The sequence below is a fragment of the Dorea formicigenerans genome, from assembly GCF_025150245.1.
Classification (GTDB): Bacteria; Bacillota; Clostridia; order Lachnospirales; family Lachnospiraceae; genus Dorea; species Dorea formicigenerans.
Window position 1 is genome coordinate 906,102 of sequence record NZ_CP102279.1, and the last position, 14,658, is coordinate 920,759.

Sequence of the window (14,658 nt, forward strand, 5' to 3'; positions counted from 1 at the left end):
GTCATATCAGATTGGGGATTCTATGTAGATGGCTTACGACCGGCAAATGGGAAGAAAGCGGAGAGATAACATGAAGCGGAATTATACCTATATGGTAAAATGCAGTGACGGAACATTATACACTGGCTGGACAACGGATCTTGAGCATCGTGTGAAAGCACATAATGACGGTGAGGGTGCGAAGTATACCCGCAGCCGTCGTCCAGTGGAACTAGTATATTACGAAGAATACGCAACCAAAGCCGAAGCCATGAAAAGGGAGTATTCAATAAAACAGCTTACAAGGAAACAGAAAGAGAAGCTGATAGAGAATAAAAATATGTGTATCATTTGACACTTGCGTTTTCATTAAAATGATTAAATTAATCGGATTATAAAACAAATGCATACATTACCACGAAATGACATATGCTTCCGCCCATAACGAAGAGATGGAAGATTTCATGACTTCCGAAATCTTTATGTTTCATGTTGAAAATTGGAAGCTTTAATGCGTAGATAATACCTCCGGCTGTTTAGATTGCAATAGAGACAACGTAAATAGGACTTGGCTCATGTGTGGCTTTGATAATTAGTGGAACGGCAGCAAATACCGCCATGAGCATTCCTATAAAATGTGTGATTGCGCTTCCTGGATCTTTTACATGTTTTTTGATTGTGTCTGACATACGAATACCTTCTTGGAATATTGATATTTTAATATGTAGTATTAAAAACTATATGTAGTATATATAGATATTATACCAAGGAGAAAGAAAAATCAAGGATGAAAAGAAAAAAGGGGATGTCGGTAATACCACATTTCGGCATCCGCAGTAGTAATTAAAAGGATGGGGCTGTCGGTAAATAGACAGTTCTAAACAGGGGCAGACATGACTCGTATGAGTCTTGTCTGCCCCTGAATTTATTTCTCAAAAAGAGAAAAAGATGGCTAACGACAACCATCTTTCTCTCCGTTCCATGTTATAATGGAACTATGCAAAAACAAGATTATTATAACGACTTTTTTGAAATTGGGCAACAGAAAATTAACTTCAGTTTCTTCGAATTGAGTTTACCCGACGACGATCCTGTCTATACCCTGAAAAAAGTGATGGAGGAATTAGATTTTTCGGGCCTGCTGGCCTGTTATTCGAATAAGGGAAGAACCGGGTATAACCCAATCATGCTGTATGCTGTTGTTACCTACGCTAACATGCGAGGAGTCAGGGCTGTTGACCGTATTGTAGATTTATGCCAGAGAGATCTTGCTTTTATCTGGCTGACCAAAGGGCAGAAACCCCAAAGGGATACTTTTTACGATTTTAAAGGGAAAAAGCTGACGGGAGAAGTCCTGGATGAACTGAATTACCAGTTCATGCGTCGCCTGGAGAAGGAAGGGCTTATCACACCGAAAGAACTCTACATCGATGGGACAAAGATCGAAGCAAACGCAAACAGATATACGTTCGTCTGGCGGGGCAGCCTCAACTATCATCTTGCCGGCCTGCTGGACACTATAGATGCCCTTTATGAAAAGTATAATACGTTTCTGCACGAGAACGGGTATGGGCCTAAATACGACCTGGGGGATGCCCGGATGTTTGTGATTGAAGGAATGGATAAAGTCAGGAAGGTCATCGAAGAAAACAGGAACCGGAAACTTACAAAACATAAGAAGATCTCCAATAACACCGTCATTGAGATTGATCATTGCTCCCCGCTTGAGATCCTGAAGCTGCAGAAGAACCTGATACGGATAGCCGAAGGAGAAGGGATTGGGTTCGTTTATGGGAAAGGAAAGCATAAGCCGGAAATCCAGAAGCTTTACGAGGAACTGGAAGAATGCGGAAGCCGCCTGATGGAATATAAGGAATGTTTTGAGATCATGGGGAAAGACCGCAACAGCTATTCCAAAACAGACCTGGAAGCAACGTTCATGCGGATGAAAGAGGACCATATGCTGAACGGTCAGTTAAAACCGGCGTACAATGTCCAGATCGCAGTAGAGAACTACTTCATTATCCACGGATATGTGAGCAATGACCGGACAGACTATAATACGCTGATTCCGGTTTTAGAAAAGCACCGGAATGCGTTTGGCGATACACTGGAGGCAGTGACTGCCGACAGCGGCTACTGCAGTGAGAAGAACCTGCTGTATCTGAAAGAGAATGAAATCAAAAGCTTCATCAAGCTTCAGGATCATGAAAAGCGGAAGACACGGGCCTACAAAGAGGACATTGGGAAGTATTACAACATGACATACGAGGTTTTTGAGAATGAGCATTATTACATCTGCCGTGATGGAAGGGAACTTCGCTATATCCGGACGGAAAGCAAAGAGCAGGATGGCTACACCCAGACAGTGGAGGTGTACGGGTGTGCGGACTGTAGCGGCTGCGAGCATAAATCCAAATGTCTTTATAAATACAATGAGGAAAAGAACCCAGACCGGAATAAAGTCATGAAGATCAATGAACGGTGGGAAGAACTAAAGGAAGAATCTAATGCGAATATCCAGAGTGAAGAAGGAATCCTGAAACGTCAGACACGGTCGATCCAGACAGAAGGGCATTTTGGAGATATCAAAGAGAACGAAAAATTCCGGCGATTTAATTACCGTTCAGCGGAAAAAGTGTATAAAGAATTCATGCTGTATGCGATAGGCAGAAATCTCATGAAATACCATCGTTTTTTACATCATGAAATTGAGAAATACGAAGGGAAAAAAGGGCAGAAAACAGCTTAGCTGATGGAATGCTTCAAAAAATCCGGCCAAGGGGATTTTGCCCCCTGAAATAAGGATTACAAAAGGGAAGAGACAAGCCGTTGGAGAATTCAGGTCTTAAAAAAGTCCGAATTTTCTGGGATTGTCTCTTCCCTGCATGTCAGGGGCTAAAAATCGGTATTAACCGACAGCCCCATCCTTTTTTCTATGAAAGATGAAATTTATTTTTGACCGCAAAAATCCCTTATCTGAACAATTGGCCAACAGGCCAACAGGCCAGAAAAATCTAAATCCTCACTTTTTTTAGGGTATAGACGGGATCGTCGTCGGGTAAACTCAATTCGAAGAAACTAAAGTTAATTTTCTGTTGCCCAAACTCAAAAAAATCCTTATAATGATTACTTGTTAGCATAGTTACATTATAACATGTAACGGAGAGAAAGATGGTTGTCGTTAGCCATCTTTTTTCTTTTTTTAGATACATTTCAGGGAGGGTATGACTCGTTGTGAGTCATACCCTCCCTGCTTTGGAACTATCTATTTCCCGACAGTCCATTTCTTCAGGGGGAATAACTATATAAAGTTATCGCCTAAAATTATTAGTTACAGCTATATTTATTTTACAGGCAGGAAGCGTAAGCTGCTTCTGCACCTTCTTCACGGATCTTCTTAAGATCAGCAACGATCAGTTCTTCCAGTCCTTTGATTTCTGTCAGATCCTGATCCCACATATCTTTGTTGGAAAGTACAGCTTTTACGAGTTCTTCTGCACTGTCATCTTTGTGTGCATAGTAGAAGTCAAGTGCCCATGCATCGTCCTGTACTTTGTACTCATTTCCTTTTGGTCTCTTGCATACCAAAGCTGCATCTTCACGTCTCTGAATATCATTTGAGTAGAATGCAATGTAAGCTGCAAGGCTCATTGCCAGGCAAGTAGGAATCTCACCTTTTTCGTTGATATACTCAAGGAATGAAGGCATGTTACGAGCTTTCCACTTAGATGTTGAGTTCAGAGAAATGCTCATAAGCTCATGATTTACAAATGGGTTGTTAAATCTGTCTGATACAGCTGCTGCAAAGTCAAGCAGATCCTGTTTGTCCAGTGGAAGCGTAGGGATAATCTCATCGTAAAGCATTTTGTTCATGAAGCCTTTGATCGTTTCGTTGTGCATGCAGTCACGAACGATATCCTGCCCAGACAGGTAAGCACCAAGAACGAAACCTGTATGAGCACCGTTCAGGATACGAACTTTTCTCTTCTTGTATGGAGTAACATCCTCTACAACATGTACATTTAAACCGGCTTTCTTGAATGGAAGCTTATCTTCAAGACCTGCAGGTCCTTCGATGATCCATACACCAAAGATCTCGCCGACATCAATCAATTCATCGTGATATCCATTTGCTTCTTCCATTTTCTTAACTTCTTCTGCATCACGTACACGTCCTGGAACGATACGGTCTACCAGTGTAGAACAGAATGTGTTCTTCTCATTGATCCATGTTTTGAATTCTTCTTCAAGTCCCCAGTCATCAATGTACTCGTTGACACATTTCTGGAGTTCTTTACCATTGTTGTCGATCAGCTCACAGCTTAAAACTACAACTCCATCTTTACCTGCTTTGTAACGCTCATAAAGTACACGTGTCAGTTTGGCAGGGAAGCTGATTGGAGGACACTGGTCAAATTTGCTTTCTGACTCGTGTACGATACCGGCTTCTGTTGTGTTGGATACGATATACTCAAGGTCGTCACTCTTGGCAAGCTCAAGAACTGCGTCGAAATCATCATATGGATTGATACATCTGCTTACAGAAGAGATGACACGTTTTAAGTCAACTTTCTCCCCTTTTTCACTTCCGCGAAGGTACAGTGTGTAAAGTCCTTCCTGGTCGTTGATGAGTTTTGTAAGTCCCTGTGCGATTGGCTGAACTAATACAACTTTTCCGTTCCAGTCAGCTTTTTCATTTGCACAGTCAAAGAAATAATCTACAAATGCACGAAGGAAGTTTCCTTCTCCGAACTGCATAACTTTCTCTGGTGCGGATTCTTTGATATATCCGTTATAACCTGATTTCTTAAGAACTTCGTAATTTAATGTTTCCATGATTGAGTTTCTTCCTTTCTTAAATTAATGAGATATGATTTTTACAATGTTACACCCTGTTTAAAGATTGCCATATCGTGGAATCCGGCGATTTCGGATTTTACTTCTTTACCGGAAGCAACTGCGATAACTTCATCGAACAGTTTTTCTGCCAGTTCAGGAAGAGTATCCCCTTCTACCAGGGTTCCACAGTTAAAGTCGATCCAATTCTGTTTTCTGTTATTTAATGAAGAATTGGTAGAAATCTTCATAGTTGGTACAGGACATGCGAACGGTGTTCCACGACCTGTAGTAAACAGTACAATGTGTGCACCGGAAGCAGCCAGTGCAGTAGAAGCAACCAAGTCATTTCCAGGAGCACTTAAGAGATTCAGACCTTTTGTCTTAACCTGTTCTGCATAAGACAGTACGTCCATGACCGGAGCGCTTCCGGATTTCTGAGTACAGCCAAGAGACTTGTCCTCAAGAGTGGAGATACCACCTTTTTTATTTCCAGGAGACGGGTTTTCATAAATTGTCTGATTGTGACTCTGGAAATATTGTTTAAAGTTATTAATCAGATCAACTGTCTTTTCAAATAATACTTCGTCTTCACAACGGTTCATTAGCTGAGTCTCAGCACCGAACATCTCAGGTACTTCTGTAAGAACAGTACTTCCGCCTTTGGAGATAAGAAGATCGGAAAATGCTCCTACGACCGGGTTGGCTGTGATACCGGAAAGTCCGTCAGAGCCACCGCATTTCATACCAATGACCAGTTCGCTGCAGTCAATGTCTTCACGTTCAAAGCTTCCAACATAAGCGGACAGATCTTCGAGAATGTTAAGTGCATCAGCAATCTCATCTTCACTTTCCTGAGCAACAAGGAAACGGACACGTTTCGGATCATAGTCGCCGATGTAATTCTTCAGTACATCAATATTACTGTTCTCGCAGCCGAGTCCAAGAACAAGGACACCGCCGGCATTCGGATGATTGATCAGATCAGACAGAATCTTACGGGTATTCTCCTGATCATCTCCCATCTGGGAGCATCCATAAGGATGTGGGAATGCAAAAATTCCTTCTACAGATCCCTGTACATACTTCTGAGCCTTGCGTTCGATCGCAGTAGCAACGTTATTTACACAGCCTACAGTCGGAATAATCCAGATTTCATTACGGATGCCGACTTTTCCGTTCGGTCTGCGGTATCCTCTGAAAGTGCGAGGAGCTGTCGGGGTAAGTTCTGTAACAGAACGATCATAGGTGTAAGTAAGCAGATCTCCAAGTCCAGTCCGAATATTATGTGTGTGAATCCAGCTTCCGCAGCTGATGTTCTCCTTTGCAATACCGATTGGACAGCCATACTTGATAACCTGAGCATCAGCAGGAATATCAGTCAGAGCAAACTTGTGTCCCTGGGGAATGTCCTCACGGAGAGTAACCTCTGTACCGTCCACATCTAATGTACGATTTGCAGATAAAGGAGTAAGTGCAACTGCAACGTTATCATTCTGGTGAATTTTGATAAATTCTTTCATGATAAAATCCTTTCTCTTAAAAAATGATGTTAGTACTAGTAAATGATGAAGGAGACATTAAAAATTCTAATCATCATGAACTCACGATGAAAGAAATGTCTTCGACATCTGAATTTGTTATAAAATAAACGTGTAAGCGCTTACACTAAACATACATCATTTTGATGTTTAGGTCAATAAAAATGACAAATCAATTTTGCCCAAAAAGCATTTTTGGAAAAATGCACAAAAACAAGATAACAAATTTGTCGAAAAGATTGCTTAAAAACCATTGATTTCATATGTGTAGTTGGGGTAAAATGTAATAAATGTAAGCGTTTACAATATAGACGATGCAAGCATAGAACACAGGAGGAAAGAAAAATGAAGAAATTTATGGACGAGGATTTTCTATTAACAAGTGATGCGGCAAAAAAACTTTATCATGATTATGCAGAGAATATGCCGATTGTAGATTATCATTGCCATATTAACCCACAGGAGATCTGTGAAGATAGAAAGTTTGAAAATATCACACAGGTATGGCTCGGAGGAGATCACTACAAGTGGCGTCAGATGCGTTCCAATGGTGTAGATGAGAAATATATCACAGGTGATGCTACAGATCGTGAAAAATTCCAGAAATGGGCTGAGACTCTTGAAAAACTGATCGGTAATCCACTGTATCACTGGAGTCATCTGGAGTTAAAGAGATACTTCGGATATGAAGGATACTTAAACGGTGAGACAGCAGAGGAAGTATGGAATCTTTGCAATAAGAAGCTTGCACAGGATGATATGACCGTAAGAAATATCATTAAAAAGTCAAATGTAAAATTAATCTGTACAACAGATGATCCGATTGACACTCTTGAATATCATGAGAAACTTGCAAAAGACGATACATTTGATGTAAAGGTACTTCCGGCATGGAGACCAGATAAGGCTATGAATCTGGAGAAACCAGAGTATCTTGATTACCTTAAAAAGTTAAGTGAAGTCAGTGGAATTGAAGTAAAGAGCTTCAAGACTCTGATCGAGGCGCTTGTAAAACGTATGGACTATTTCCAGGAGAGAGGCTGCTCTGTATCAGATCATGCTCTTGAGTATGTAATGTACGCACCGGCTTCCGAGGAAGAAATCGAGGCAATCTACAGCAAACGTCTTGCAGGTGGAGAAATCACAAAAGAAGAGGAACTGAAAGCAAAGACAGCCTTTATTCTTGCAGTTGGAAAAGAGTATAATAAACGTGACTGGGTAATGCAGCTTCATTATGGATGCAAACGTGACAATAATGTAGTACGTTATAAACAGCTTGGACCAGATACAGGATATGACTGCATCAATAACTATGCACCATCTTCAGAAATGGCAGATATGTTAAATGCATTGTCTGATACAGATGCACTTCCTAAGACAATTCTGTACTCTCTGAATCCGAACGACAATGAGTCTATCGGAACAATCATCGGATGTTTCCAGAATGAGAAGACCGTTGGAAGAATTCAGCAGGGTAGTGCATGGTGGTTCAATGATCACAAAGTCGGAATGACAGCTCAGATGACATCACTTGCAAACCTTGGTATTTTAAGTAACTTTGTAGGAATGCTTACAGATTCCAGAAGTTTCTTATCTTACACACGTCATGAGTATTTCAGACGTATCCTTTGCGAGCTGATTGGAGGATGGGTAGATAACGGAGAGTATCCGGATGATTACAAGACACTGGAGAAGATTGTAAAGGGAATTTCTTACAACAATGCAGTGGAGTACTTTAAATTTGACGTATAGGAATTAGAAGCGTAGTAGGAGTTTTTGCATATGGCAGTGAACATTTATGATGTCGCAAAATTATCGGGAGTGTCCATTGCGACTGTTTCAAGAGTGGTAAATGGAAGTACAAAGGTCAGTGAGAAGACCAGAAGAAAGGTTCTTGATGTGATGGAACAGTGTGGCTATACGCCAAATGTGTTTGCAAGGGGACTTGGACTGGATTCTATGAAGACCATCGGAATTTTGTGCCCGGATATATCGGATGCATTTATTGCACAGGCAGTGGCATTCCTTGAAGAACGTCTGCATCAGTATGAATATGACTGTATTTTGGGATGCAGTGGTTATGACCTGGAAGCGAAAGAGGCACATACGAAAATGTTACTGTCGAAGCGGATTGATGCGCTTATTCTGGTAAGTTCTACTTACGCAGGTCGGGAAGGACACCCGGAAGATGTGGAATACATAAAAGAAGCTGCAAAGCAGACACCGGTATTTCTGATCAATGGATTCATAGAAGGAAAGAATATCTACTGTTCTTTTTGTGATGATTTTAAGGCAACATATGATGTGACGAGTGGATTTATCCGTCGAGGAAGGAAGAAAATCTTATTTTTGTGTGATTCCTATTCATACAGCGCATCGAAGAAGATGGCGGGGTATGAGGCCGCTCTTTGCGATGCCGGATATCCGATTCGCGGAGAATTAAAGTTCTATACAAAGAACAGGATTCATCATGTCAGGGATATGCTTCTTTCACATAAGAATCTGGAGTTTGACAGTGTTGTTGCAACGGATGACGGACTCGCGATTGGAGCACTTAAGTATGCGAATGTGAAAGGACTTAAAGTACCAGATGATATTGAAATTGCAGGATATAATAATTCGCAGCTTTCGGTAGGCTGTGAACCGGAATTAACTTCTGTGGACAATCATCTGGAGAAGATGTGTAATGACACTGTAGATTATATGTTACGGGTTCTGCAGGGAGATACTGATGTGCCACCGCAGAATGAAGTTGTATGCGAAATCAAAAAGAGATGTACGACAGATTTTTAAAGTATAAAACTTAAAAATTAATTAAGAAAGTTTTTAGATTAAAAAGAAATAAAATAATTGCCAGATAACGATTCTAGGAAATATATCGTTATCTGGCATTTCTTATTCTCTACAATGATTCATGATAAAAAGCTATTTATAATTCGCTCTGTTCAATTAAAAGGTTACTGTCCCAATTCAGCCAGTAACTGCTTTTTAGTATTTAATAGAAGCTTTTTATATTGGGTAATTTGCTTATCTTTCATGCGGTCCTTTGGAGCAGAGATGCTGATAGCATATGGCAATTTGTGGTGTACACAGCCAAGGGATACAGCAATGCACCGGACTCCGATTTCCATCTCCTCATTATCCATGGAATATCCGTTGTTACGAATTGCACCGATGACCTCTAAAAAGGTATTGTAGTCAGTAACGGTATTGGCTGTATAAGTGTGTAATTCGCTCTGGTCCCAAATCTGACGGATCTGGTCATCATCCATATCAGCAAGAATTGCCTTACCGACACCGGAACAGTAAAGAGGGATTGTTTTTCCGATCATAGATACCATACGAACAGAATTATGTGGTGCTTCTACTTTATCGATATATACAGCGTTGATTCCTTCCATCTGTACGAGATGAACAGTTTCTCCGGTCTGTTCAGCAAGATCCTGAATGTAAGGTCTTGCAATATCAATGAGACTGTTATGTGAAAGAACCTGATTAGAAAGACTGCAGATCTTAAAAGTAAGACTGTACTTGGAAGTATCCGGATCTTGTTTTACATAGTCCATGCAAATTAAGGAATTTAAAATGCGATGGACAGTACTTTTATTTAATTCCAGTTCATTACTGATATCAAGAAGACCGGAAGGTCCGGATCTGGCAAGCAGTTCAATAGTCCGGAAAATTCGGTCGGAGACCTGGATTGGATTTTTCTCACTCAATGTTATACTCCTTAGATAAAACTATTTACAGTGGGATAACAGAGTTCCTCACTGTCTGTCATCTATTGTAGCATGATATAGAAGAAAGAGCAAAAAAAACTTGACTTTTTTATGAGTTCGTGTATAATTCAAAGTAAAGAAAGGTTCACGATATGAAAATAGATTTCATAATGTGAAACCAAACATATAACCCCATAAGTAATTATATATCATCATCAGAACAGGCAGTCCTTTTGGACTGCCTGTTCACTTTCAAGAATGCTATTTATTCAAAATAAGACTGCTTAAATTGCCTTCATGGGTTGTTATCTGTCAGTGTTCTGCATAGATAAAATCTGGTCGATAATGTGGAATGCAACCTCTTCTTTATTCATAATTGGAAGTTCCAGAACTTCTGTATCTGTAATCATTGTGACAACATTGGTGTCCGTCTCAAATCCAGCTCCGGCAACTTTCAGATTATTTGCAACAACCATGTCAAGGTTCTTTTTTGCCAGCTTCTTTCTGGAATTCTCCAGCATATTTTCCGTTTCCATAGAGAAGCCGCAGAGGAATTGACCGGGAGTTTTATGTTCTCCAAGATATTTTAAAATATCATCTGTACGTTCCAGCTCAATGGAAGTGGAAGAATCCGATTTTTTGATTTTCTCATCAGCTATGTGGACTGGCCGGTAATCAGCAACAGCGGCGGCTTTGAAGATCATGTCCATACCGGCACTTCTTGCAGTAACCTCCTCGTACATATCTTTAGCAGAGATGACAGGGACGGTCGTTATAAATGGCGGTGGAGTAAGAGCAGTTTTACCTGTGACTAAAGTTACATCTGCACCGCGAAGCATACACGCTTTCGCGAGGCTGTAGCCCATTTTCCCGGAGGAATGATTGGTGATATAACGCACCGGATCGATTGCCTCCTGAGTAGGACCGGCGGTGACCAGAACCTTTTTCCCACGCAAGTCTTTTTTACATGCTATACATTTTAAAATATATTCGAATAAATCTTCTGGTTCCGGCATCTTTCCGGCACCGACATCACCACAGGCAAGCCAGCCATTAGCCGGAGTGATGACCTCCATACCATATTTTTCAAGAAGCTTTAGATTGTCCTGAGTGACAGGATTCTCATACATTCCTGTATTCATGGCAGGAGCAATAATCTTAGGAGCTTTGCTTGCGAGAATAGTTGTAGTGAGCATATCATCAGCCAGTCCGTGTGCAAGTTTTGCAATTACATTTGCAGTTGCCGGAGCAACCATGATGACGTCTGCTTTTTGAGCAAGAGCAACGTGTTCTACTTTGAATTCAAAATTGCGGTCGAAAGTATCTACAATACATTTATTGCGCGTCAACGTTTCAAATGTGATTGGATTAATAAAATTAGTGGCATTCTGGGTCATAATAACATGAACACAGGCACCGGTCTTTACAAGACGGCTGGCAAGCATGGCACTTTTATATGCAGCAATCCCACCAGTAACACCTAATAGAATGGTTTTATCTTTTAACATCATAGAAATAAACCTCTTTCTCTTTGTATGATTTATATTTCAACTATAGCGTGTTTGGCAGTCTCTTGCAAGATGAGGAGACACAAAGGGATGACTTTTTTTTACGAAAATGTTAAAATTAGTGAAACAGTTCTGGAATATCAGGCATTCTTGAATTAGAGAGAGGAGAAAAGAATATGAAAAAAGCAGCGGTATTTTTGATGATATTAACGTTAAGTGTTTCTAGTGCAGCGTGTGGCAATAAAGAAAAGGATGATAATCAGGCAGATGCGAAGACGGAACAAAGCCAGAATGCAGACAATTCTAAAGATAATGATAAAAGTGATACTCAGACGAAAGCGGCAGACAATAAGATGTACGAGTTATCTTCGGAGGACGATGTATGGACTATAAAAGTATCTGCACCAAAAGGGTGTTCTGAGACAGACTTTTCTTCGGACACGGCAAGAGCATTTGAACGTATTGGAAATGTAGATGGCAGCAGTCTGCAATATGTGATGACTCTTAGGAATGCAGATGTTTCCACTGTAGAAAGTGATATGAAGGAAGAAGTACAATATCTGTATACTGCAAATTCTGATGATACGATTCCGGCAATGGATACACAGAGCAGTGAATACAATGGGAAAATGTGGAATTATTTTTCCTATAATATGGAAGAGTTGAGTGGTTATCGTGTTTGGGTAGAATTATCAGATGGTGATGTGTTTGCCTGTACAGTTGAGTGGATTGGAGAAGAGGAGACGCCGGATGATATTGATACGGTCATTAAGACATTGTCTTCCTGTATTGCCGACTATGATGTATAGATTCTTCTTGAAAAGAAATGTACTTAATTTAATACTTGTATCTATAGTAGAACAGATGTTATAATTACTCGGTAATTGTATTGTATCCTGCATGGCAGGAATGATAACAAGGAGGTAATTGAATAATGAAAACAAAAAAACACGACACTCAGTGGATGGTCAGTGTTGCACTTATGGCAGCAATTGTCATTCTTCTGGCGAATACACCGCTTGGAATGATCCAGCTTCCAATTATTAAGGCGACAACCGTACACATCCCGGTAATCATCGGAGCAATTCTGTTGGGACCGTCAGCAGGGGCAATTCTTGGATTTGTGTTTGGTGTATGTTCACTGGTGAGCAACACAATGGCACCAACCCTTTTGTCTTTTGCATTTTCTCCGTTCATGAGCACTACTGGAATTCCGGGAGCAATCAAGGCAATCTGGATTTCTGTAGGATGCCGTATGTTGATTGGAATCGCAGCCGGATGGTTATGGATTCTCTTTAACAAACTGAAAGTGAATCAGATCATTGCACTTCCAATCGTTGGATTCGTCGGATCTATGGTGAATACGATCACAGTTATGGGAAGTATTTATCTGTTATTTGCACAGCAGTATGCACAGGCAAAGGATGTAGCAATAAGCGCTGTATGGGGACTTGTTATGGGAACTGTTACAGCATCTGGTATTCCGGAAGCAATTGCAGCAGCGGTACTGGTGCTTGCAATCGGAAAAGTGCTGATCCAGGTATTAAAAAGAATGAATTTTTCATTTATTGACGCACAGACAGCAAAATAAACACATAAATAAGCACTAATACGCCCCACGGTAATTTCCGTGGGGCGTTTGTATAATTTTCAATATTGTTAGAATTACGGATCTGGGAATGGTCTGTGATGGTATTACAGGAAGGGATATTCAAAATATTGCACAAAAAAATTAAAAAAGAGGACAGGACAATTTTGGAATTACAACAAAAATGGACCGATGGCTTTTGTAGCAAAACTTCGGAATGGGATTTTTAGAAATACAGGGGCATGCCTTTCTCCGGTCAATGCATATCTGAATCTGATCGGTATTGAAACACTTGGACTTAGAATGGAACGTGAGTGCCAAAATGCACTGGAACTTGCACACTGGATTGCAGAGAATTATTCTGATATAATAGTAAATTATCCGGGACTGGAAAGTAGTTTCTGGCATCATGTTACAAAAGAACAGTTTGAACATGGATATGGCGCAATTCTTACACTTCGCGTAGGAAGTAAAGAAAAGGCATTTAAATTTATTGACAGTCTTACAATCCCGTATATCATTTCCAACATAGGAGATACAAAGGCGCTCAAAAATCAGAGACTAATCAGGAACAAGGTACAGGAGGAGAATGAAAATGGCAGAAAAGGTTGATTATGCTGCATTAAAAAAAGGTGGATTTATGAGACAAAAGCAGAAAGGTTGTTTTTCCTTAAGACTTGCAGTTGTGGGAGGAAATCTGACTGCTGAAAATATAAAGACAGTTGCAGAGGTGGCTGAAAAGTATGGACATGGATATGTGCATATGACTTCCAGACAGGGAATTGAGATTCCATTTATAAAAGTAGAAGATATCAATGAAGTAAAAGAAGAGCTTGCAAAAGGAGGAGTCGGAACAGGTGTCTGTGGACCGAGAGTCCGTACGATCACAGCCTGTCAGGGCGCAGCTATCTGTCCAAGTGGCTGCATTGATACTTATACACTGGCAAAGGAATTAGATGCAAGATATTTTGGAAGAGAACTTCCTCATAAATTCAAATTTGGTGTTACAGGCTGCCAGAACAACTGCTTGAAAGCGGAGGAGAACGATGTTGGAATCAAAGGAGGCATGACAGTTGAGTGCAATCATGATGACTGTATCCAGTGTGGTGTGTGTGTAAAAGCCTGTCGAGAAGGAGCACTTCGCATGGAAGATGGAAAAATTGTCATCGATAGAGAAAAATGCAATAACTGTGCACGATGTGTAAAGAGCTGTCCAACAGATGCGTGGGTCGGCGAGCCGGGGTATATCGTTTCCTTTGGTGGATTATTTGGAAATAAGATTTATAAAGGTGAACAGATTGTTCCGATCATCCGTGATAAAGAAACTCTTTTCAGAGTCACAGATGCGGCTATTTCATTTTTTGAAAAGCATGCCAATGCAGGTGAGCGTTTCCGACTGACACTTGAGAGAGTCGGAAAGGAAGAATTCAAAAAAGAGGTTCAGGCTGCTTACGAAGGCAGATAGGTGTACTGACAAACAAAAA

Annotated in this window: 12 protein-coding genes and 2 pseudogenes; 8 read left to right on the forward strand and 6 right to left on the reverse strand. The window is 40.6% G+C overall.

The window, feature by feature from the left end; genetic code table 11:
• Nucleotides 1-70: 70 nt before the first annotated feature.
• The gene (locus NQ560_RS04545; protein WP_040015711.1) at nt 71-334 is read left to right on the forward strand and encodes a GIY-YIG nuclease family protein; all 264 of its coding nucleotides are present in this window, start codon (nt 71-73) and stop codon (nt 332-334) included.
• A gap of 37 nt (nt 335-371) precedes the next feature.
• Here the strand turns inward: NQ560_RS04545 and NQ560_RS15730 are convergent.
• A pseudogene (locus NQ560_RS15730) lies at nt 372-668 on the reverse strand (hemolysin III family protein).
• Nucleotides 669-976: 308 nt separating this feature from the next.
• Between NQ560_RS15730 and NQ560_RS04555 the strand changes: the two are divergent.
• Nucleotides 977-2,731: an IS1182 family transposase gene (locus NQ560_RS04555; protein ID WP_005335343.1), complete on the forward strand. Its 1,755-nt coding sequence runs from the start codon at nt 977-979 to the stop codon at nt 2,729-2,731.
• Nucleotides 2,732-2,970: 239 nt separating this feature from the next.
• On the opposite strand, the pseudogene NQ560_RS15855 reads toward NQ560_RS04555, so the two are convergent.
• From NQ560_RS15855 to NQ560_RS04565, 3 genes and pseudogenes are all read right to left on the reverse strand, one after another.
• Nucleotides 2,971-3,122: pseudogene (locus tag NQ560_RS15855) on the reverse strand (transposase); the annotation flags it as partial.
• A 208-nt stretch (nt 3,123-3,330) separates the two neighbouring features.
• On the reverse strand, nt 3,331-4,818 hold the full coding sequence (locus NQ560_RS04560; protein ID WP_005335347.1) for a tagaturonate reductase: 1,488 nt from the start codon (nt 4,816-4,818) through the stop codon (nt 3,331-3,333).
• A gap of 41 nt (nt 4,819-4,859) precedes the next feature.
• Nucleotides 4,860-6,341 (reverse strand): UxaA family hydrolase, encoded by a 1,482-nt coding sequence (locus NQ560_RS04565; RefSeq protein WP_005335350.1) that lies wholly within the window; start codon nt 6,339-6,341, stop codon nt 4,860-4,862.
• A 363-nt stretch (nt 6,342-6,704) separates the two neighbouring features.
• Here NQ560_RS04565 and uxaC point away from each other — a divergent pair, with 363 nt between their 5' ends.
• Nucleotides 6,705-8,111 (forward strand): glucuronate isomerase, encoded by a 1,407-nt coding sequence (uxaC, locus tag NQ560_RS04570; protein WP_005335352.1) that lies wholly within the window; start codon nt 6,705-6,707, stop codon nt 8,109-8,111.
• 30 nt (nt 8,112-8,141) lie between these two features.
• Nucleotides 8,142-9,152 carry a LacI family DNA-binding transcriptional regulator gene (locus tag NQ560_RS04575; RefSeq protein ID WP_005335353.1) on the forward strand — a complete coding sequence of 337 codons (1,011 nt, stop codon included), beginning with the start codon at nt 8,142-8,144 and terminating at the stop codon, nt 9,150-9,152.
• Between the two features lie 164 nt (nt 9,153-9,316).
• On the opposite strand, the gene NQ560_RS04580 is transcribed toward NQ560_RS04575, so the two are convergent.
• On the reverse strand, nt 9,317-10,078 hold the full coding sequence (locus NQ560_RS04580; RefSeq protein ID WP_052302930.1) for an IclR family transcriptional regulator: 762 nt from the start codon (nt 10,076-10,078) through the stop codon (nt 9,317-9,319).
• A 305-nt stretch (nt 10,079-10,383) separates the two neighbouring features.
• A complete protein-coding gene (gene coaBC / locus NQ560_RS04585; protein WP_005335355.1) occupies nt 10,384-11,589 on the reverse strand; it encodes a bifunctional phosphopantothenoylcysteine decarboxylase/phosphopantothenate--cysteine ligase CoaBC in 1,206 nt (401 codons plus the stop codon).
• 173 nt (nt 11,590-11,762) lie between these two features.
• On the opposite strand from coaBC, the gene NQ560_RS04590 reads away from it, so the two are divergent.
• The 4 genes from NQ560_RS04590 to NQ560_RS04605 all read left to right on the forward strand — a co-directional run bounded on the left by NQ560_RS04590 (nt 11,763) and on the right by NQ560_RS04605 (nt 14,639).
• Nucleotides 11,763-12,395 carry a hypothetical protein gene (locus tag NQ560_RS04590; RefSeq protein WP_005335356.1) on the forward strand — a complete coding sequence of 211 codons (633 nt, stop codon included), beginning with the start codon at nt 11,763-11,765 and terminating at the stop codon, nt 12,393-12,395.
• A 125-nt stretch (nt 12,396-12,520) separates the two neighbouring features.
• Nucleotides 12,521-13,177 carry an ECF transporter S component gene (locus NQ560_RS04595; RefSeq protein WP_005335357.1) on the forward strand — a complete coding sequence of 219 codons (657 nt, stop codon included), beginning with the start codon at nt 12,521-12,523 and terminating at the stop codon, nt 13,175-13,177.
• Nucleotides 13,178-13,366: 189 nt separating this feature from the next.
• Nucleotides 13,367-13,786, forward strand: a complete 420-nt coding sequence (locus tag NQ560_RS04600) for a PLP-dependent transferase (protein ID WP_005335359.1) — start codon at nt 13,367-13,369, stop codon at nt 13,784-13,786.
• On the forward strand, nt 13,770-14,639 hold the full coding sequence (locus NQ560_RS04605; RefSeq protein WP_040015644.1) for a 4Fe-4S binding protein: 870 nt from the start codon (nt 13,770-13,772) through the stop codon (nt 14,637-14,639). The genes NQ560_RS04600 and NQ560_RS04605 overlap by 17 nt, the downstream gene beginning before the upstream one ends.
• The last annotated feature ends 19 nt before the right edge of the window (nt 14,640-14,658 follow it).

Coding starts and splice junctions, on each gene's coding strand:
- NQ560_RS04545 (WP_040015711.1), top strand. CDS start 71: ATGAAGCGGAATTATACCTATATGGTAAAATGCAGTGACGGAACATTA.
- NQ560_RS04555 (WP_005335343.1), top strand. CDS start 977: ATGCAAAAACAAGATTATTATAACGACTTTTTTGAAATTGGGCAACAG.
- NQ560_RS04560 (WP_005335347.1), bottom strand. CDS start 4,818: ATGGAAACATTAAATTACGAAGTTCTTAAGAAATCAGGTTATAACGGA.
- NQ560_RS04565 (WP_005335350.1), bottom strand. CDS start 6,341: ATGAAAGAATTTATCAAAATTCACCAGAATGATAACGTTGCAGTTGCA.
- uxaC (WP_005335352.1), top strand. CDS start 6,705: ATGAAGAAATTTATGGACGAGGATTTTCTATTAACAAGTGATGCGGCA.
- NQ560_RS04575 (WP_005335353.1), top strand. CDS start 8,142: ATGGCAGTGAACATTTATGATGTCGCAAAATTATCGGGAGTGTCCATT.
- coaBC (WP_005335355.1), bottom strand. CDS start 11,589: ATGATGTTAAAAGATAAAACCATTCTATTAGGTGTTACTGGTGGGATT.
- NQ560_RS04590 (WP_005335356.1), top strand. CDS start 11,763: ATGAAAAAAGCAGCGGTATTTTTGATGATATTAACGTTAAGTGTTTCT.
- NQ560_RS04595 (WP_005335357.1), top strand. CDS start 12,521: ATGAAAACAAAAAAACACGACACTCAGTGGATGGTCAGTGTTGCACTT.
- NQ560_RS04600 (WP_005335359.1), top strand. CDS start 13,367: ATGGCTTTTGTAGCAAAACTTCGGAATGGGATTTTTAGAAATACAGGG.
- NQ560_RS04605 (WP_040015644.1), top strand. CDS start 13,770: ATGGCAGAAAAGGTTGATTATGCTGCATTAAAAAAAGGTGGATTTATG.